We start from the raw sequence: 18,798 nt of genomic DNA on the forward strand, positions 1-18,798 counted from the left end.
TAATGGAAGCATCTGCTTTACCGGTCTTTTTTGAACATATTGAACAACAGTTAAACGAAGTGCCTAACGAACTACGTCGTATTTTTCACGGTCGTGGTAAATACTGGCCTGGGCTAGAACAGTTAACGTGTGACTGGGTTGATGGTCAGCTATTAGTCAACATTTTTAAACAGGTTGATGAGGAATTCCTAGCGGGTTTGAAGGAAGGGCTTCTAAACCTGACAGCACAACCTATTTGGCAACAGAAGCAAGGTACCAGTGTCGTTTTGCAACATCGTTATGCTGAAGGTAGCCCATCAGAAGTGATTTGGGGTGAGCTAGACTCATCACCAGTGGTTGTTGAGCATGGTCTTAAATATCAGTTGAATATTGGTCGTAACCAGAACTTTGGTTTGTTCTTAGACATGCGCAATGGCCGTCAGTGGGTACAAGAGAACTCGAAAGGTAAGAACGTACTAAACCTGTTTGCATACACTTGTGGCTTCTCTGTAGCCGCTCTAGCAGGTGGCGCACGTCAGTGTCTTAATGTGGACATGTCTCGTGGTTCGCTAAGCAAAGGCCGTGATAACCACCGCTTAAATGAACATGACATGCGTTCAGTGAACTTTCTTGGTTATGACATCTTCAAGTGTTGGGGAAAAATCAAGAAGGGAGGAGCTTACGACTTGGTGATCATTGACCCACCTTCTTTCCAAAAAGGCAGTTTTGCTCTAACCAAAGACTATAAAAGGATTCTGCGTCGTCTCCCTGAGCTTCTTACAGAGGGCGGTGAAGTGATTGCTTGTGTTAACTCTCCAATGGTGTCACCAAACTTCTTGATTGATACCATGGCAGAAGAGGCACCAAACGTTAAGTTCCTAGAGCGTTTAGCTAATCCGCCTGAGTTTGTCGATGTGGATACAGAATCGAGTCTAAAAGTACTTCGCTTCAAGCTGGAATCTGCTGAGTAATATCGTTTACCGATATCAATAAAAACGCCGCATCATCACAGTGCGGCGTTTTTGTATCTACAGAAAGCGATTAGCCAAATCCAAATCAATAGTTGAATAGAGCAACAGGCTAATGAACTAGATGCTCTGGCTCTAGGCGTTTGCGTTGTTGAGGGTTTGGAAACCAAAATAGATGCGCATGAACGTCGTTAGCCAACACGCGGCGCCAAATGCGTAAGCAATCATAGCAAAGTGTTGCGGCCAGATGCAGAAAGCGATAAAGCTGGCGATGGTTTCTGTCCCTTCAGTTAATCCCGACATGTAATAGAGCGATTTGTGCTTATAAACCGGGTTCTCGATGCCTTGTTTTCCAGCCATTACCGCAAACGCTAAGAAGCTGCTGCCTGTACCAATGAAGGAGAAAATCAGAAAGGCGCCTGCGACGGCATTGGCCTCAGGGTTGGCAATCACGAAGCCAAACGGAATCAATGAATAGAACAAGAAATCGAGGCTGATATCGAGAAATCCGCCAGCATCGGTAATCCCTTGGATACGCGCAAGTGCACCATCAAGCCCATCGCAAACACGATTTAGAACAATGAATAGCAGTGCCAATTCATATTGTTGAAATGCAAGTGATGGGAAGGCCAAACAACCAATCAAGAAACCAAAAAAAGTGGTTTGGTTGGCAGTGACACCCGCTTTATTTAGTACCTTGGCTGACTGAGTGAGCGGCCAGCGAATCACCTTAATCGAATATTTATCAAGCATGCTCAACACTCCATGGCCAAGTCAGTACACGTGCTGAGGTCGGAATATCCGCCTCGTCATGAGTCACCATTAAGGTTGGAATATTCGCCTTAGATAGCTGCTCAAATACCCAATCCCGAAATTGCACACGAAGTTCAGGATCAAGCTTACTGAACGGTTCGTCTAACAGGGCGACCTTAGGCTTTGCCAGTAACATTCTGGTTAAGCTGACACGCGCTCGTTGCCCGCCCGAGATCTGGTCGGGAAAAGAGTCGGCAAGTCGAGTTAATTCAATATCTTTCAAAGCATCGAACGCGCGTTGTTGGCGCTCTTTGCCCTTGATGTGATTCGGTAGAGCAAAAGCAAGGTTTTCCCACACTTTTAGGTGGGGAAAGAGCAGATCGTCTTGAAACAGGATTCCCACCTCACGTTGGTGCGGAGCGATTTGATCAATTCGCATGTCGTTGACGTGGACTTGTCCTGTGTATTCAAACTCGTTGCTAAGGTGACCTGCGATCACGTCGAGCAGAGTCGACTTGCCACAGCCACTTGGCCCCATTAATGCCAGCACTTCGCCGGATTCTAAATGAAGACTGAGCGATGAGAATAACTCGCTTCCATCGAGCTTATGGATGGCGAGGTCGTTGAGAGATAGACTCATTAGGCAATAAACCTTTGAATGAAAGACGGCGATACTTCACCTGTAAGCGGCTGATAAGAATCGCAAAAGAGAAAAAGAACAGAGGCAACAAGGCTTGCCAAATGGCGTAAATCGCAGTGACCCGACGATCAAATCCGCTGGTTAGTGCAACCGCTTCTGTGGTGATGGTACTGATTCTACCTGCACCTAACATCAAGGTTGGTAAATACTGAGCAAGGCTAACACTAATGCCGACAGCCCATGCAAAAACCATTGCTGGTAACAGAATCGGTAATTTAACCGTGAGCCAGCTTTGAAGTGGCGATTTTCCAAGGCTGAGCGCCGCTTTGATCAAGCCAGGTTCGAAACTGCGCCAAGGGCCGTCCAATGACAGGTAGACGAAGGGAAAAGCAAAAAACACATGCGACCAAATTACCCAAAACTCATAAGCGGTGCTATTGAGGTAGAGAGTGGTAACCTGCAATCCAAACAGTACAGATAGTTGAGGGATAAGCATTGGAATCGCGATAATATATCCCGGAACCTGCCAGCGATGCTTAATACGATATTCGTGCGCAATCAAGGCCAGTGCCAAGGCGATGGTGGCAGAGATCAGCGCTATCCATAAACTTTGACCAATAGTGCTGGTGATCGCATCCCACTCATACTCCCAAAAGCGGGTGCTGTAGCGGCTTGGAAGCAGATCAGGAAAACGCCAACGTTGTGCGACACTCCATAACAACATTAGTGGGAACATCGCAGCGGTCAGTAGTGCAAGGAAAGAAAACAGACTGCGACCTGGAAGGGTAATGCCACGACGACCAGAGAATTGCCATTGACGGAAGTATTTCAACACTGCCCATTCTACGAATCGAGCGAAGGCAATCAGAAGGCTGGCTAATCCAAATAATACCATGGCACCGGCTGCCGCTCTTGGCAGTAGGTTGAGGTCTGGGTCGTTGAACCACTGCCACACTAACACGGCAAACGTGGGTGGATTGGTAGGGCCAATGATGAGCGCAATATCGACCACAGATAAGCTATAAGCCAGCACGGCTAGCATTGGGAAACGCAGCTTGTTGAACCATTGTGGGAAGATACATTTCCACCATATTTGTGAGCGGCTATAACCGAGCGATGCGCTGACCTTGGAGATTTTGGGAATATCTAACTGCTGCAAGATAGAGATACTCATCAGCAATAGAAATGGGATCTCTTTTAATGCTAGCATCACGATCAAACCAAGCGCGTATGGATCTTTGATAAGTAGTGCTAATTCACTGTTTGTTGAAGGTTCACCAAAGACGCCTTGCAATGCACGCATGCCAAGGCCGCTTGGGCTAAATAGAAAGGCGAAGCCGATAGCAAAAGCAACGTGAGGGATGGCCAGCATCGGTGACAGTGTTAATTCAATCTTGCGCCAGAAAGGCTTGTCCCAACTCGCTTGCAGAATACAGAAAGTAAGAAAACAGGCTAGGTAACTGCTGATGACTGCAGAGCTAAGGGTTAAACCAATCGAATGGAAAACGCCTTCCCAAGCGAACACCTGTTGAAAGCCTGTCGCAGAAAACTCGTCTAAACCCAGTGGTGGTATATAACTGAGTGATGAGGCAATAACCCCAACTACCCCGGGGATAGTTGGGAGAATGCACACCGCTATAACAACAAAATATAGAGCGTGAAGAATCAAACCTAGTTACCGTAACGCTTTAACCACTCAGACTCGAGTGCGGTTTGCCAGCTTGGATGTGGTTCGTCAACAGATTTGAACTGCTGTGTATTGCGAGCGCTTCCGGTTAGGTACTTACTGCTCAGCACAGATGGGTCACCCCAAATATTGAGGTCGCCTTTACGTGATTGTGCTTCTGGGCTCAGAAGGTAGTTAATGGCCACTTGTGCGCCTGCTGAGGCATTGGCATTCCACGGAATCGCTAAGAAGTGAATGTTCGATAGAGCGCCACTTTCAAAAGCAAATGCCTTGGTGCTCTCTGCCAGTGTACCGTTGGCTTGCGCTGAGAAAACCGCATTTGGGTTGAAGGTGATTGCTAGATCAATCTGGCCGTCATCAAGAAGTTGGATACTCTCTGAGGTACCGGCTGGGAATTGCTTACCACCACGCCATGCGACCTTATGGAACTCATCAAGATAGGCCCAAAGCGGTTGAGTGATGGCTTGGAAGGTTTTCTCATCGACCGGCTTAGACAGAGCAGGGTTATTCTTGGTCAGCTCAATCAGCAGAGACTTAACAAAGCTTGTACCATGAAACTCCGGTGGGCGAGGGTAGCTCAGACGATTTGGGTAAGCTTGCGCGTAGCTCAACATCTCTGAGAATGAATTAGGCGGATTGTTTAATGTCTCTTGGTCGTGAATGAAGACCAGTTGACCAACGCCCCAAGGTGCTTCTAAGCCCTCGGTTGGCTCTGAGAAGTCGACATCAATCGGAAGTGATTTGTCGACATATTGCCAGTTAGGCAGTGTTTGCGTGAAAGGACCAAACAGTAGCGCGTTGTCTTTCATAGAACGGAAGTTCTCACCGTTGATCCAGACCATATCAACACTACCGCCACTGTTTTTACCTGCGGCTTTTTCAGCGACCAGACGAGTGGTCGTCTCCGCTATGTCAGTCACTTTAACGTGTTTGAGTGTTACACCATGGTTTTGTTGCAGCTGTTTGCCTGCCCATTGAATGTAGCGGTTGATCTCTTGGCTACCACCCCAAGCGTGAAAGTAGACAGTTTGTCCTTCTGCTTCACGTTCGATTTGACTCCACTCCTGAGTGTTTGTGTTGTCTGCATAAAGTGTTGCGCTATAGGCAGTTGTGGCCAAAATTCCAATCGTACTAACTAGTTTGTTCATAAAGCTTTCCATATTTTTGTGAACGAGTGAGGGCAGTGCATTTGTTACTTCCTTAAGGTTATTCTATCTATTTCTGAAATAATTTCTAATTCAATAGTAAATTCAACCAATTACTACTTAAATTCTGTGACCTTACCTATGACCGTGTTTTACCGTAAATAATTACAGAACAAATCGTAAATTTTTCAAATAGGCCGGAAATAACCATCAGATACGAAAAAAGGAGCCAATTGGCTCCTTTTAAAGGGTTCTTATCACGTCAGCCGTGGTGGCTGTCTGACTTGTTGCCTACTCTAGGCTAGCAGTCACTGAAATACTGATTGGATTAGTTTTTCCAATCGCTCAGTGTGTAAGTCAGAGTGTGTACGTCATTTTTCAGTACCAACGTGTCTTTAGTCAGTGTTACGTCACTCCATTCAGCAAGTGTTGCAGATACAGACTGTTCGATGTCCATTGCTGCACCGTGACACATCTTCATCGTCATGCCCATTTGCTTAATGCGGAACTGACCGTCTTTCAGTTCACCCTGACCGAAGAAATTATTACAACCTGCGATGCCGTTCGCCGTCATCTTTTCGCCAATTTCTAGACGAGGTGCTGCTTGATGTTCGCTTTTCTCAATGTCTTTGCCGTCGATTTGTGCCAGTTCCCAATTATGGTGCTGTAGATCGGTAGCTGTTACTTGCATTGCGTCATCACCTGTTGTTGTACATGCAGCTAACATGATAGGTAAAGCGGCTACTGCTAGTAATTTTTTTGAACTAAACTTCATATAATATGGCTCCAAAGGAATAAACGAAGTTACCAAATATGCGTAACTTGATTGGTGAAAAGTATAGTTAACAAAACGCTATATGTGTCAGTATACGGTCATAGTTTAGTATGTTTTCGTTAGGTTCGATGATTTAATAATCATTGTTTTAGGCACATGGAATACTCAGGAGGAGTCGTGGAGCAGTTAGAGTTTTTTCAAGTTCCAAGCCCCTGTGTTGGCGTATGTTCAACCGATGAAAAGGGCTATTGCAACGGATGTATGCGCAAGCGTGAAGAGCGCTTCAATTGGATGTCGATGACACCCTCTCAGCAGTTGCATGTGATTAAGTTATGTCGACAACGCTACAGACGAAAACGCCTTGCTCAGCTAAATAGTGGGGCGAAACCGGATCAACCAGCAGAAGAGACAAACAGTCCGCAACAAGATCTTTTTGGATAACTGCGACGTATTTAGCTCGATCATTAACAAACTCTTTACATCATTCGGCGGGTGTAATATTAAAGAGAATACGATGCCAGAAGGGATGATGTTGGTATGAGTAAGAAAGAGAGAAAAATAAAGAGCAAACCCATAAACGCGCTCGATAAGAAACGCATTGAAGATAAGGACGATCCAGAGAAAGTCCCGCGTGATTGGCACAGTATGACGGAAGAAGAGCAGATGGAAGTGCTGTCTCACTTGTCCGATATGCCTTTCCAATAGTGCTATGGAATATTCCCATAGCTGCCATTAAACAGTGACACGCCTACGCTCAAAAATCGAAGCACTAAAAAAGCCACCAATTGGGTGGCTTTTACGTATTTGCTGGCTTGATTGGCCTTTTTCGACCGTTTAGCTATTTCGAACCCCAGTGGTCGCTTACCCAACCACCTATATGCTCATCAAAATGATTACCACTGAATCGATGATTTCGTTCTACGGAATTATCACTCTCGTCTTTGTTGTCTAGTAGCGTTTGAATGTAGTTGGCCATCGGGTCATTTGAACGTTGACGATCGCGTCGGGTCGCTACTTCTTTTATCAGTTGTAATCGGTATGCAGAGCTAGCACGTTTCATTTCAATGACCTCCTGGTTATAGACACTAATAGAAAAATCTAGTTGGCGGTTTTGTGACCGTCAACGCGATTTTGAAGTATTTTTTTTGAGCAACGAGGAATCAATCAGTTGGACGCGTTATTCATAAAAATGTCATCTAAATGCGTTAGGGAGCAAGCGGTAAAATAGGCTGTTTAATATGTGTTCAGGTGATTATTTGAAGAGTGTCAGGTGTGAAAAAGCCCAGTTATTAACCGGGCTTTGGCTGAAAGTGTTATTTTTACTCGAAAACACTATTTACTCAAAAACGCTATTTAAACGAAAACGCGATTTAATCGAAAGCGTGATTAATTCGAAAACAGGTTGGTGAATGTCTGTTTTGGTATCACATCAAGGTTAGCGAGAAGGCTTACTCTTAAATTGTTTGATGCTTTTCTTCTTCGCTGTACGGCGGTTCGCTTGTTTGTCTTTTGGCGGACGCTTGCGCTGTGCTCCTTCCGTAGCCGGCTTATCGGTCACGGGAAAGCTGTCAAGTGACTGAACAGGTAACGCTCTGCCAGTGAGCTTACGTATTGCTTCTAGGGTGTCTGTTTCACTATGGCTAACTAAAGAGATAGCTTGACCACTCGCGCCAGCACGGGCAGTACGACCCACTCGATGCACATAGCTTGCAGAGTGCATTGGGAGTTCAAAGTTAATCACCAGTGGTAATGCATCAATATGGATGCCACGCGCCATCACATCAGTGGCGATCAGGGTTTCAATGCGCCCCTGTTTAAAATCGTCAAGGATCTGATTACGCTCTTCTTGGCTCTTATTTCCGTGTAGTGCCTCAACGCTCAGTTTCGCTTTCTTTAGTCGTTTGGTTAGGGCATCGGCATTATCCTTTGCTCCGATAAAAACGAGTGTCTGAGTGCTTTGGTTTTGCTGCAACAGACTGATCAGCGCTTGCGGTTTGCTACCTTTGTTCACCAGATACAAGGTCTCTTGGATGTTTTCAGCGACGCTGTTTTCTGGGTGGACGGTTATCTTGACTGGTTTGAACAACAGATCATCGGTTTGCTGTTCTAACTCTTTCGGCAGTGTCGCAGAGAAAAATAACGTTTGATGCTTCGCGGGTAGTGACTTTTTGACCGCTTGAACATCTGGCCAGAATCCCATGTCCACAAGGCGATCAGCTTCATCCAGTATCAAGGTTTGACAATCTTTTAGCGAAAGTGAGCCTTGCTCAACTAGGGACACCAAACGTCCGGGTGTGGCAACGACTATCTGTGGTGATGAGTTAACAACATCGTCAATATCTTTTTGGTTCATGCCGCCGATGAGTGTCGCCATACGAATCGAGCAGGCACTTGCGAAGGGTTGCAGCGCTTTGGTTACTTGGGTAGCCAGTTCACGAGTTGGCACCATGACAAGGCACTGCAGTGTCTCTAACTGACGTTCAATGTTGTGTAACCCACCTAGGCCAAATGCGAGCGTTTTACCGCTGCCAGTTTGAGCCAGAGCCAACACATCTCTTTTTTCCAAAATCGCGGGAATCGCTTTAGATTGGATTTCGGTTGGCTTTTGTAACGCTGGTGGTAGGGCATCGATAAGTTCTAAATGCAGGTTTAATGAGTTGAACGTCATAGTGTGAACCAATTGAAAATGGACGAGGAGTCTAACAGCGGTGATCGGCTTAGTGAACCATTTTAGCGTATCACAGTTAAGTTCTCAGAATCGTTCTGATTTAATCGCAGGTTGTATTGTAATAGCCATTTATCGTCGTACAATGCGGGCTCTTAATTAGAGTAGGAAAAAGATCTCCATGAGCGGTGAAAGTATCTGGCTGTTTGTCGTCATCGTGTTTTTTATTGCTGTGATCCCGGGGCCTAATGCACTTTTGGTTTTAAGCACCGCATTGACTCAAAGAAAGCTATTCGCTTTTGTTAATATCTTGGGTGTTTCGCTAGGATTTCTGTTCCACGCATTTATCTCAGCAAATGGGATGAGCCTGCTTCTAACGCAAACACCAGTGGCGTTCCAAGGATTGAAGTGGCTTGGTGTCTGTTACCTTATTTGGCTTGGTTACAACCACTTTAAGGCAGCAAGGTTTGCTCAAGATGGTGTGCTCGCTGTGGTCAAAAATTCGGGGCAACATCTGTACCAGCAGTTCACCAAAGGGCTGTTAACGAATCTGCTTAACCCTAAAATTGTGCTTTTCTACCTATCGATTTTTCCTCAGTTTGTCTCTCCTGAGCACGTGATCACACAGAGCTTAATATTAGGTGGCTTACAAGCAACAGTCGTAGCGGCTTGGTTTTTGGTGGTGATTGTTATGGCCGATACCTTCAAAAAACTGCTGACACAAAAACGTACGTCGCAAATGTTGAATTTAGTCTGTGGATGCCTGTTCGTGGGGTTCAGCGTACAACTGGCTTTGTTTCAGCTATAATTTCAGTGAGTTATAAATTTTCTAACGCATGGATATTCGCGCTAAAGGTCTGACTAGCGTGGCCGATAATTAAATAGAGTTATGATTTGTGCTATCTTCATTCACTGGTTGATTGATGGAATGGATGTTGGCTGAATGGATATTGAGTTGATGTTTATTGGTACACAACATCACAGGCAGGGAGACAGATAAATGAGTGACGGGGCATTTACCCAAAAACGTCAGTACTACCGCTTAAAATACCCGAAGGGGGCTAGGCCGATCATGCGCATTAAAGATGAGCTGTTTCAGGTCAGTGAGGTCTCGGAGAAGGGCGTGCGTGTCATGACACGAAATGTCAGTCACTTTTATCGTGGACTCTCGATGGCGGGTACACTCGATCTACATGATGAAAAGCAGGTCGATGTCACTGGCGCGGTATTACGCTTTGATGGTAATGAAGTCATTATTCAATTATCTCGTGGCCCAAGCTTTAAAGACATGGTGTCGGAACAACGCCACATTCGCCAACGCTACCCCGCATTTTTCGCAAGTTTAAGAGCGGCATAGGCGAGTAGATTAAAGTAGCTGAGTCGATTAAAGTCGTTGAGAACATTAAAAAGCCCGAGAGTGAAAGAACTCTCGGGCTTTTTGTATTTACAGTGATGATAACTCTGTAAAGCTAACTGTAGATGGTATTAAGCTACCTGCAGATGGTTTGAGGGGTTACAGTTTTGGCACTGTCGCCCAAACAGCTGCTAGCATGTCGTGACCAAACGCGACACTGCGATCTGGCGACCAGCCGTAAAGTTCATCTGCGTGGCTAATGTGATCTTTAAATGGCATTTCAACCGTGTAAGAAAGACACTTAAATTGTTCGCCTACCCAGTTAGAGCCTACAGTCAGGTTCGCTTTGCCCGGCTCATCTTTATCGTAGCCAATCTCGTCTTGGAACTCAGGTGTGATCGTGAATAGAGCTTGTTTGAAGTGATCTTCAAGGCCTTTCAGGCGCGCATCGTAAGATGGGATACCTTCGCTACCTGCAACAAAGTTATAAGGGATAGCCTCATCACCGTGAATGTCTAGGAACATATCAACGCCGGTTTCCAGCATACGCTCACGCACTAAGTAAACCTCTGGGCTGCGCTCCATTGATGGTGTTTGCCATTCACGGTTTAGGTTGACGCCTAAGCCATTGGTACGCAAGTGACCACGGATGCTGCCATCTGGGTTCATGTTTGGTACCGCTCGGATCACTACGTTATCCAGCAGCGCGCGACCAACCGTGTCAGTTTCATCGAGAAGACGCTGTAAGAAGCCCTCAATGAACCATTCTGCCATTGTCTCACCCGGGTGTTGGCGGCCAATGATCCAGATGTTCTTTTTCTCTGGGCTTGGTTCACCAATCGTCAGCAGGCTGATGTCATTGTTGTCGTTAGTCACACCAAGTGTTTCTAGCTTACATGCAGGGTGTGTTTGTGCGCTGTGCAGCAGGTCTTGGTGGCGATCGTAAGAATAAGGCGCAAAGTAAGCAAAGAACATTGACTCATGTTCAGGGATGATGTCGAACTTTACAGTGTCGCCATCGAAGTCTGCAGGAATGCGGAACCACTCTTCGCGATCGTAAGAAGCAACCACATCGTAGTCTTTCCAACCTTCAGGGTATGCCGATTTTGCTAGGCCTTGAATTTCAAAGTGGTGAGCAAGTTGCGCCTCACTTTCTAGGCGGAAGTGAAACCACTGCGCAATATCGGTGTGTTTATCTGCTGGAATGGTCAGTTGGATGTTTTGTGGTGAATCTGCGTTAACGACATTGATGTTGCCGCTTTCGAAATTACTGAAAATTTTCATTGTAGTTATTATCTCGTGGTTGAGTTGCACTAAGATTAGCACACTTCATTTCAACCAAACTACTCTGAACTGGCCTAACGACGCTGGCAGGATGTACAACCGCGACACGCTGAGCGCGTATGTTTGTCTAACTTACTCCGCTGAACCTTACAGTAGGCGTTTTTGAGTGCTCTTCGGCCTGAAAACCAATCATCAGGTTTGGTCAAAATCAGGTAGCCGTTAAAGCGTTTTACTAACTCTGTACAGTTCTCTTCTATAAATCGGCTATCAAAGCCAATCTCAAAATAATCAAGCGCCTGTTCAATACGGGTAAAACCAGCAATTTTTTGCAGAAGTTCAGTTTGACTCATCATCGTCTCATGGTTCAGAAATTGTCGATGACTTTAACTCAATTAACGGAATTTTAACTTGATATAACCCCTGAAAAGATGGCTTTTTAGGCGCGCAGTTAATTTGGATTTATTTGGGTTGTTTATAGGATTCGCATATACCTATTGATATTTATATTGGGTGCGCATTCAGAGGTTATGAAATCTTGAATCTAGCTCCCACTGTACGCCATATTTATTATGAATAATGACAATTTATGACTCAAATCAATAAGGGGTAGCCCTAAAGTATTAGTCTGATCGCAATTGCAACTAATTGTTAAAGATGATTACTAAATATGTCTATTAAAAAACGTTACATCGCTGTTATCGCCGCTGTAGGTATAGGAATCGGCTGGTTGACGTTAGGGGGCACGGCTGCGGTCATGCACTACACATCAAGCACAGAGTTCTGCGTTTCTTGTCACACCATGCAGATCCCATACGAAGAATATGAAGGTTCTATTCACTTCAGTAACGCCAAAGGGATTCGAGCAGAATGCTCAGATTGCCACATTCCTTCGGATCCTATTGACTACGTAATCACAAAAATCAGAGCCTCTAAGGACATCTATCACGAATTTGTGACGGGCAAAATTGATACCGAAGAGAAGTACGAAGAACACCGTATGGCGATGGCCGAAACGGTATGGGCACAACTGCGTGAAAATGACTCAGCAACGTGTCGTTCTTGCCACACCTTTGATGCGATGGACAGCTACGAGCAATCTGAAGACGCAGCCAAAATGCACGCTTACGCTCAAGAGAACAAGCAAACCTGTATTGATTGTCATAAAGGCGTGGCGCACTTTGCTCCAGAGCCAGAAATGGACAGCGAAGCGTTCGATAACTTAATGGCGTTCACAGAGAAAACATCACCAGATGCAAAAGTGGTTTACCCAGTTGAAACCATCGAGATGGGTGAGCTTGGCACGATTAACCCGACGGCGAAACTGGATGTTGTTTCGACAGAAGGCACGCAACGCACAGTAGAGCTGCATGCTTACCAAATGAAAGGTGCCGAACAAGTGCTTTACTACGGTGAAGGCCAACGCGCTATCGTCGCAATGCTGACAGAAGCGGGCCAAAACGCTGTAGAAGCCGGTGAATACCACGCTGATGAATACGGCAATGAGTGGCGTACAGCAGCAATTACAGCGCAGATCGATGCAGATGTATTGGACTCTCTTGAGCCTATCTGGGACTACGCAGAAGAGCTCGACAACGTGTACTGCGCTACGTGTCACGCAAAAATTCCAGCAGGCCACTTTACGGTTAACGCATGGGGCCCAGTTGCGAAAGGCATGGGTGACCGCACCGATATCTCCTCTGAAGACTTAGAACTTCTAACCAAATTCTTCCAGAACCACGCCAAAGATGTGGCTGGCCATTAAATTAGAAACGAAAGGATAACAATAATGACTGATATTACTCGTCGCGGGTTCCTTAAAGGAACAGGCATGGCAGCCGGGGCTCTAGCCTTCACATCGCTCACACCAATGACAGCCGCAGCTGCAAACAAGCGTGGCAAAGGCGTTCTAACCGCTGGTCGTATGGGGCCAATGCTCTGTGAAGTGAAAGATGGCAAACTGGTATCAACGACCAATGCACTTGCTCAAACAGTGCCAAACAGCCTACAAACAACAGGCCCAGATCAAGTTCATACTAAAGCTCGAATCAAATACCCTATGGTTCGTAAAGGGTTCTTAGAGAATCCAGCTGCGCCAACAGGCAAGCGTGGTGATGATGAGTTTGTTCGTGTTTCTTGGGATGAAGCGTACAAGCTGATCCACGAACAGCATATGCGTATTCGTAAAGAGAGCGGCGCTGAGTCTGTATTTGCAGGCTCTTACGGCTGGCGTTCAAGTGGCGTGCTGCACAAGGCGCAAACTCTTCTACAACGTTACATGAGTATGGCGGGCGGTTACTCGGGTCACCTAGGTGATTACTCGACAGGTGCTGCACAAGTGATCATGCCTCACGTTATGGGCTCGATTGAGGTGTACGAGCAGCAAACGACACACCCAGTTGTTCTAGAGAGTTCTGATGTGGTCGTTCTTTGGGGTATGAACCCTCTGAACACGCTTAAGATCGCATGGAGCTCAACGGACTGCTCTGGCTTAGAGTTCTTCAACCAGCTGAAAAAATCAGGCAAGACTATCATTGCGATTGACCCAATGAAGTCGGAAACCATCGAATTCTTTGGTGACGCTGTTCAGTGGATTGCACCACGTCCAATGACTGACGTGGCGATGATGATGGGTATTGCTCACTCGTTGGTTAAGAAAGGCAAACACGATGTAGATTTCCTAAACAAGTACACAGCAGGCTACGACAAGTTTGAAGCGTACCTGATGGGTAAAGAAGACGGAATTGAGAAGACTCCGGCTTGGGCTGAAGAGATCACTGGCGTACCGGCTAAGCAGATGGAAGTGTTGGCTGACATCTTTAGCGAAAACCGCACTATGCTGATGGCAGGTTGGGGTATTCAACGTCAACAGTTCGGTGAGCAACGTCACTGGATGGTAGTAACGCTAGCCGCTATGCTGGGTCAGATCGGTCTACCAGGCGGTGGTTTTGGTCTTTCTTACCACTACTCAAACGGTGGTAACCCAACTCGCGATGCGGGTGTACTTCCTGCCATTTCTGCTTCTATCGGTGGTGGTTCTTCTGCGGGTAACGATTGGGCAGTTTCAGGCGCAGTGAACTCATTCCCTGTGGCACGTATTGTTGAAGCGCTAGAGAATCCAGGTGCTAAATTCATGCACAATGGTCATGAACTTACATTCCCTGATATCAAGATGATCTGGTGGGCAGGCGGTGGTAACTTTACTCACCACCAAGACACTAACCGTCTAATCGATGCATGGCAGAAACCTGAGCTGGTGGTTATCTCTGAAATTTACTGGACTGCGGCAGCGAAACACGGCGATATCGTCCTACCAATCACGACCTCATTTGAGCGTAATGATATGACGATGACTGGTGACTACTCAAACCAACACCTAGTTCCAATGAAGCAAGTGGTTGAGCCTCAAGGTGAAGCGCGTAATGACTTTGACGTATTTGCTGATATGGCAGAGATGATCAAACCGGGTGGCCGTGATGTCTTTACTGAAGGCAAAGATGAAATGGGTTGGCTGAAAGGCTTCTACGATGCAGCTCAGCAAGCGGGTAAGAAAGCGCGCGTTCGTATGCCTAAATTCGGTAAGTTCTGGGATGACAACCAACTGATTGAGATGAAGTTCAATAAGAAGGCAGCTCAATTCGTTCGTCATGCAGACTTCCGTAAAGACCCAGTAATGAATCCGCTAGGCACACCGTCAGGTAAGATTGAGATCTACTCTAAGACGATTGAAGGTTACAAACTGGAAGATTGTCCGGCTCACCCAACATGGATGGAGCCAACAGAGTTCTTCGGCAAATCAAAAGATGGTGAATTGCAACTGATGACAGCGCACGCGGCGCACCGTCTACACAGCCAGTTCAACTACGCGAAGATCCGTGATGAGTACGCGATTGCGAACCGTGAACCTATTTCGATCAACACCGAAGATGCGAAAGCACGCGGTATCAAAACTGGTGACCTAGTACGCGCATTCAATGACCGTGGTCAGGTACTTGTCGGTGCCTTGGTAACAGATGGTATTAAGCAAGGTGCTGTTTGTATTCACGAGGGTGGCTGGCCAGATCTTGATAAAGAGACAGGTCTATGTAAAAACGGTGGTGCTAACGTGTTGACGCTAGACATTCCAACGTCACGCCTAGCAAATGGCTGTGCAGCGAACTCCGCGCTAGTGAAGATCGAGAAATACACAGGACCAGCATTAGAGCTAACGGCGTTTGTCCCACCTAAAAACGGATAATCGACCCCATTAAATCTAATCCAAAGAGCCAGCGCATAGCTGGCTTTTTTTATGAAAAACAACTAACTACAACTGAAAATGGAGATAAAACACCTTCACTTTTTGTGAGGCAACCTAAAAATTTAAACAGCCTCTTTACCCATTCTGTTACCCAAGTCGCGTGGGTTTATAAAACTGCAGGATTTTATAATGTTAGAAATATATTATCTCGATGAATTATACAAATACGTAATTTGGCAAAGGTAACATAATGAAAACTAAACTTATTTTAAGTGCATTTGCACTGTCTATTCTGTCTGGTTGTGCAACAGTTCCAACGGCTGATAAATCAGAATCGAATCAACTTAAACAGTTTGATGCACCATCTGAGGGTAAATCTGGCGTCTACGTGTATCGTGACAATTCACACCTTGGCGGTGCTTTGAAGAAAGATGTTTACATCAATGGTGAGTGTATTGGCGAAACGGCTCCGGGCGTATTCTTCTACCAAGAAGTTGCGGGTGATAAAGAGCACACCATCAGTACAGAATCAGAATTTTCCGCTAACGACATCACTCTGTACACAGAAGAAGGCCGCAACTACTTTGTTCAGCAGTACATCAAAATGGGTGTGTTTGTCGGCGGTGCGGCACTAGAGCCAGTTGATGAAGAGAAAGGCAAAGCAGAAGTCGCTAAAACAGACCTAGCAGTGAAAGGCATTTGTACCGCTTCAGCGGAGTAGTGTAGCGACAAATCAGTTTTTAGCACTGATGTTTACTGAAGCGAATCGATAGAGCAAGTTGAGTAGCAATACTTAGCTTGCTTTTTTATTTCTTGTAGATCTTATCCCTCCCGTTAACCACGTCTTTTTCTTAGCTCCTTAGCATCTTACTTACAGGGCTATTCAACGTTCTCCCAATGCAATTAACCACATAGTCAACCATTTACATGTGCTATCGATCACTTTATTGGTATCTGTTTGATTTATAAATTCCCATTCGCTATTTCACTGATTACTATCTCTCGCTTATGAATATTAATGATAATAATTTGCATTCAACATTTATTTGTGTGGATTTCGTTAAGGAGAAAGGAATGAAGTGGCAATTTAAGCTCACCCCGCTTTCAATTGCAGTGACTGCACTGCTGAGTGGAGGAGTTGCTCATGCAGAAGAAGACGAAACCGTCATCGTGATTGGACAACAAGTTGATGACACTGCTGTTGGCCCGGACTTTAGTTATGTCGGCGAGAAAAGCCAAACCGCAACCAAAACACCGTTGGCTATCCATGAAACCCCGAGAGCTATCTCTGTAGTCACTCGTGAGCAAATGGATGATCGAGCGTCGATCAGTATCTCAGACGCTTTGCAATATACTCCGGGTATTCAAACTAACTATTTTGGCGAAGATAACAAACAAGACTGGTTTGTTGTGCGTGGCTTCCAGCAAGCAGGTACGGGTTTATACCAAGACGGGACACGCCTTTACTCTGCGGGTTTCTACAGTTGGCAAATTGACCCGTTCGCTTTAGAACGTGTAGAAGTACTCCGTGGTCCCGCGTCTGTGCTATATGGACAAAACCCACCGGGTGGTCTGATTAATGTTGTCAGTAAGCGCCCACAGTTTGATGGGGGTTCAGGTCAAGTGGGCATTGATGTTGGTTCTTTTGACCGTACACAGGTGACTCTGGATGTGAATACAGAGGTGAGTGATGATGTGGCATTCCGCTTAGTGGCGCTTGGCCGAAAGAACGGCACCAAGGTGGATGATGTAGAAGCGGAACGATTGATGATCGCGCCATCACTCACTTGGAGAATGAGTGACAAAACAGACATCACATTCCTAGCCAGTTACCAAGAAGATGATTCGGACCCATACTTACAGTTCTTGCCTATGGAAGGGACATTAACCGATAACCCTAACGGTAAAATCTCGGATGATACGGCAGTGGGTAACCCAGATTGGGAAACCTTCGAACGTGAGCAGCTCTCTTTAGGGTATGAGTTTAACCATGAGTTTAATTCAGCATTGAGCTTTGGTCAGTCAGCACGCTATAGCCGTATGGATATTAACTTAAAGCAGATTTATTCACTGATGTATGCCGCGGATCACCCAACATTTGGTGCAGCTTTAGATCCTACAGGGTCGAGACAAACGGTGCTTCGTCAGGCGTCTACAGAGGAAGGACATTCAGATGCCTTTAATACCGATAATCGATTAGTGTTTAACTTCAGAACTGGATCTGTCGAGCATACCCTACTAACGGGTGTTGACTACCAAATGATCGACATTGATAGTAATGATTATGCCGCGGATCCGATTGTTGCCGATGGCAATGTACTAACTGGGCTAGGTGTCTATGATCCAACCTTCAATGTTTACAACCCAAGTTATACAAACAACATTATCTTGCTTGACCCAAGTTCACCGACTCTATCTCCTGTGTCTGATGCTGACCTGCAAAATTCAGTCACTAAGAATCGTCAGTTAGGCTTCTACATTCAAGACCAAATTCGATTTAATGATTTGATTGTTCAAGCTGGGCTTCGTTACGACGACACATCAAATGAGCAATCTAATAAGACCACTGGTAATACAGTTAAAGCGGATTACGAGGAGTGGACAACCAATCTAGGTGTCGCGTATGTAACGTCGGCAGGGTTCACACCTTACTTTAGTTATGCACAGTCTTTTGAGCCTATCATCAAAACCTCCGTTGCCAATCAAGCGGCGAAACCAGAACGTGGTGAGAGCTACGAAGCGGGTGTGAAATACCTACCTAAGAGTTTTGAAGGGCAGTTTAATGTCGCGGTATATGAGGCGACTAAGAAAGACGTTGTCGATGTAATTACTGGCAGCAACCAAGTCAATCAAATTGGTGAAATCCGTAACCGCGGCGTTGAATTGGGCGCTGTAGCTAACGTGACTGAATCACTGACGCTGATCGGTAACCTAGCGTTTGTAGACTCTGAAATCACTAAAGACCAAGATCAGAATCAAGTCGGTAAAACGCCAGCACAAGTGGCCGATATGATTGGTTCTGCTTGGGCGAAGTATCAGTTCTTTGATGGTGCGCTAGATGGATTGAGCATCGGTGGCGGCGTTCGATACATTGGCGAAACTTATGGCGATAACTTTGAACAAAATAAAGTACCGTCTTATACCCTCTATGACGCAACCGTGAGCTACCGATTTGCTGATTACAAACTGCAAGTCGCTGCAAAGAACTTGTTTGATAAAGAGTACGTCGCAACCTGTAATTATTACTGTTACTACGGCGACCGTCGCAATGTTATCGCGAGCTTGACTTACGACTGGTAATTTTCACTTAAACG

Annotated in this window: 18 protein-coding genes; 9 read left to right on the forward strand and 9 right to left on the reverse strand. The window is 45.7% G+C overall.

From position 1 onward, the window contains the following. Positions 1-2 precede the first annotated feature (2 nt). Positions 3-950 (forward strand): class I SAM-dependent methyltransferase, encoded by a 948-nt coding sequence (locus tag KI655_RS21400; protein WP_285408505.1) that lies wholly within the window; start codon positions 3-5, stop codon positions 948-950. 132 nt (positions 951-1,082) lie between these two features. On the opposite strand, the gene KI655_RS21405 is transcribed toward KI655_RS21400, so the two are convergent. The 5 genes from KI655_RS21405 to KI655_RS21425 form a co-directional block, all read right to left on the reverse strand. After that, positions 1,083-1,700: a CDP-alcohol phosphatidyltransferase family protein gene (locus KI655_RS21405; RefSeq protein ID WP_285408507.1), complete on the reverse strand. Its 618-nt coding sequence runs from the start codon at positions 1,698-1,700 to the stop codon at positions 1,083-1,085. Continuing rightward, positions 1,693-2,340, reverse strand: coding sequence for an ATP-binding cassette domain-containing protein (locus KI655_RS21410; RefSeq protein ID WP_285408509.1), 648 nt, complete (start codon positions 2,338-2,340; stop codon positions 1,693-1,695). The genes KI655_RS21405 and KI655_RS21410 overlap by 8 nt, the downstream gene beginning before the upstream one ends. Beyond that, complete coding sequence (locus tag KI655_RS21415) at positions 2,306-4,006, reverse strand: thiamine ABC transporter permease (protein WP_285408555.1); 1,701 nt, start codon at positions 4,004-4,006, stop codon at positions 2,306-2,308. The genes KI655_RS21410 and KI655_RS21415 overlap by 35 nt, the downstream gene beginning before the upstream one ends. A gap of 5 nt (positions 4,007-4,011) precedes the next feature. Then, a complete protein-coding gene (locus tag KI655_RS21420; protein WP_285408511.1) occupies positions 4,012-5,175 on the reverse strand; it encodes an ABC transporter substrate-binding protein in 1,164 nt (387 codons plus the stop codon). A 325-nt stretch (positions 5,176-5,500) separates the two neighbouring features. Beyond that, positions 5,501-5,947, reverse strand: coding sequence for an META domain-containing protein (locus KI655_RS21425; protein ID WP_285408513.1), 447 nt, complete (start codon positions 5,945-5,947; stop codon positions 5,501-5,503). Between the two features lie 177 nt (positions 5,948-6,124). On the opposite strand from KI655_RS21425, the gene KI655_RS21430 reads away from it, so the two are divergent. After that, positions 6,125-6,388, forward strand: a complete 264-nt coding sequence (locus KI655_RS21430) for a DUF1289 domain-containing protein (protein ID WP_285408515.1) — start codon at positions 6,125-6,127, stop codon at positions 6,386-6,388. A 96-nt stretch (positions 6,389-6,484) separates the two neighbouring features. Further along, positions 6,485-6,652 (forward strand): hypothetical protein, encoded by a 168-nt coding sequence (locus KI655_RS21435; RefSeq protein WP_285408516.1) that lies wholly within the window; start codon positions 6,485-6,487, stop codon positions 6,650-6,652. Positions 6,653-6,785: 133 nt separating this feature from the next. On the opposite strand, the gene KI655_RS21440 is transcribed toward KI655_RS21435, so the two are convergent. Both KI655_RS21440 and KI655_RS21445 read right to left on the reverse strand, forming a co-directional pair. After that, positions 6,786-7,007: a hypothetical protein gene (locus KI655_RS21440; RefSeq protein ID WP_285408517.1), complete on the reverse strand. Its 222-nt coding sequence runs from the start codon at positions 7,005-7,007 to the stop codon at positions 6,786-6,788. Between the two features lie 375 nt (positions 7,008-7,382). Further along, positions 7,383-8,615 (reverse strand): DEAD/DEAH box helicase, encoded by a 1,233-nt coding sequence (locus KI655_RS21445; RefSeq protein ID WP_285408518.1) that lies wholly within the window; start codon positions 8,613-8,615, stop codon positions 7,383-7,385. Positions 8,616-8,793: 178 nt separating this feature from the next. On the opposite strand from KI655_RS21445, the gene KI655_RS21450 reads away from it, so the two are divergent. Both KI655_RS21450 and KI655_RS21455 read left to right on the forward strand, forming a co-directional pair. Beyond that, positions 8,794-9,420 (forward strand): LysE family translocator, encoded by a 627-nt coding sequence (locus KI655_RS21450; protein WP_285408520.1) that lies wholly within the window; start codon positions 8,794-8,796, stop codon positions 9,418-9,420. 192 nt (positions 9,421-9,612) lie between these two features. Further along, positions 9,613-9,969: a PilZ domain-containing protein gene (locus KI655_RS21455; RefSeq protein WP_285408522.1), complete on the forward strand. Its 357-nt coding sequence runs from the start codon at positions 9,613-9,615 to the stop codon at positions 9,967-9,969. A 156-nt stretch (positions 9,970-10,125) separates the two neighbouring features. Here KI655_RS21455 and KI655_RS21460 read toward each other — a convergent pair whose 3' ends face one another. Next, on the reverse strand, positions 10,126-11,250 hold the full coding sequence (locus KI655_RS21460) for a M14-type cytosolic carboxypeptidase (RefSeq protein WP_285408524.1): 1,125 nt from the start codon (positions 11,248-11,250) through the stop codon (positions 10,126-10,128). 74 nt (positions 11,251-11,324) lie between these two features. Further along, complete coding sequence (locus tag KI655_RS21465) at positions 11,325-11,600, reverse strand: nitrogen fixation protein NifW (protein ID WP_285408526.1); 276 nt, start codon at positions 11,598-11,600, stop codon at positions 11,325-11,327. 317 nt (positions 11,601-11,917) lie between these two features. Between KI655_RS21465 and KI655_RS21470 the strand changes: the two genes are divergently transcribed. The 4 genes from KI655_RS21470 (at position 11,918) to KI655_RS21485 (ending at position 18,784) form a co-directional block, all read left to right on the forward strand. Continuing rightward, on the forward strand, positions 11,918-13,012 hold the full coding sequence (locus KI655_RS21470) for a NapC/NirT family cytochrome c (RefSeq protein WP_285408527.1): 1,095 nt from the start codon (positions 11,918-11,920) through the stop codon (positions 13,010-13,012). A gap of 24 nt (positions 13,013-13,036) precedes the next feature. Further along, on the forward strand, positions 13,037-15,484 hold the full coding sequence (locus KI655_RS21475) for a molybdopterin guanine dinucleotide-containing S/N-oxide reductase (RefSeq protein ID WP_285408528.1): 2,448 nt from the start codon (positions 13,037-13,039) through the stop codon (positions 15,482-15,484). Between the two features lie 250 nt (positions 15,485-15,734). Continuing rightward, complete coding sequence (locus KI655_RS21480) at positions 15,735-16,205, forward strand: DUF2846 domain-containing protein (RefSeq protein ID WP_285408529.1); 471 nt, start codon at positions 15,735-15,737, stop codon at positions 16,203-16,205. Between the two features lie 353 nt (positions 16,206-16,558). Beyond that, positions 16,559-18,784, forward strand: coding sequence for a TonB-dependent siderophore receptor (locus KI655_RS21485; protein ID WP_285408530.1), 2,226 nt, complete (start codon positions 16,559-16,561; stop codon positions 18,782-18,784). The last annotated feature ends 14 nt before the right edge of the window (positions 18,785-18,798 follow it).

The sequence above is a fragment of the Vibrio sp. D404a genome, from assembly GCF_030248535.1.
Taxonomy (GTDB): Bacteria; Pseudomonadota; Gammaproteobacteria; order Enterobacterales; family Vibrionaceae; genus Vibrio.

Bases quoted from the DNA above. Each gene is read 5' to 3' on its own strand.
- KI655_RS21400 (WP_285408505.1), top strand. From the start codon at position 3: ATGGAAGCATCTGCTTTACCGGTCTTTTTTGAACATATTGAACAACAG.
- KI655_RS21405 (WP_285408507.1), bottom strand. From the start codon at position 1,700: ATGCTTGATAAATATTCGATTAAGGTGATTCGCTGGCCGCTCACTCAG.
- KI655_RS21410 (WP_285408509.1), bottom strand. From the start codon at position 2,340: ATGAGTCTATCTCTCAACGACCTCGCCATCCATAAGCTCGATGGAAGC.
- KI655_RS21420 (WP_285408511.1), bottom strand. From the start codon at position 5,175: ATGAACAAACTAGTTAGTACGATTGGAATTTTGGCCACAACTGCCTAT.
- KI655_RS21425 (WP_285408513.1), bottom strand. From the start codon at position 5,947: ATGAAGTTTAGTTCAAAAAAATTACTAGCAGTAGCCGCTTTACCTATC.
- KI655_RS21435 (WP_285408516.1), top strand. From the start codon at position 6,485: ATGAGTAAGAAAGAGAGAAAAATAAAGAGCAAACCCATAAACGCGCTC.
- KI655_RS21440 (WP_285408517.1), bottom strand. From the start codon at position 7,007: ATGAAACGTGCTAGCTCTGCATACCGATTACAACTGATAAAAGAAGTA.
- KI655_RS21445 (WP_285408518.1), bottom strand. From the start codon at position 8,615: ATGACGTTCAACTCATTAAACCTGCATTTAGAACTTATCGATGCCCTA.
- KI655_RS21450 (WP_285408520.1), top strand. From the start codon at position 8,794: ATGAGCGGTGAAAGTATCTGGCTGTTTGTCGTCATCGTGTTTTTTATT.
- KI655_RS21455 (WP_285408522.1), top strand. From the start codon at position 9,613: ATGAGTGACGGGGCATTTACCCAAAAACGTCAGTACTACCGCTTAAAA.
- KI655_RS21460 (WP_285408524.1), bottom strand. From the start codon at position 11,250: ATGAAAATTTTCAGTAATTTCGAAAGCGGCAACATCAATGTCGTTAAC.
- KI655_RS21465 (WP_285408526.1), bottom strand. From the start codon at position 11,600: ATGAGTCAAACTGAACTTCTGCAAAAAATTGCTGGTTTTACCCGTATT.
- KI655_RS21470 (WP_285408527.1), top strand. From the start codon at position 11,918: ATGTCTATTAAAAAACGTTACATCGCTGTTATCGCCGCTGTAGGTATA.
- KI655_RS21475 (WP_285408528.1), top strand. From the start codon at position 13,037: ATGACTGATATTACTCGTCGCGGGTTCCTTAAAGGAACAGGCATGGCA.
- KI655_RS21480 (WP_285408529.1), top strand. From the start codon at position 15,735: ATGAAAACTAAACTTATTTTAAGTGCATTTGCACTGTCTATTCTGTCT.
- KI655_RS21485 (WP_285408530.1), top strand. From the start codon at position 16,559: ATGAAGTGGCAATTTAAGCTCACCCCGCTTTCAATTGCAGTGACTGCA.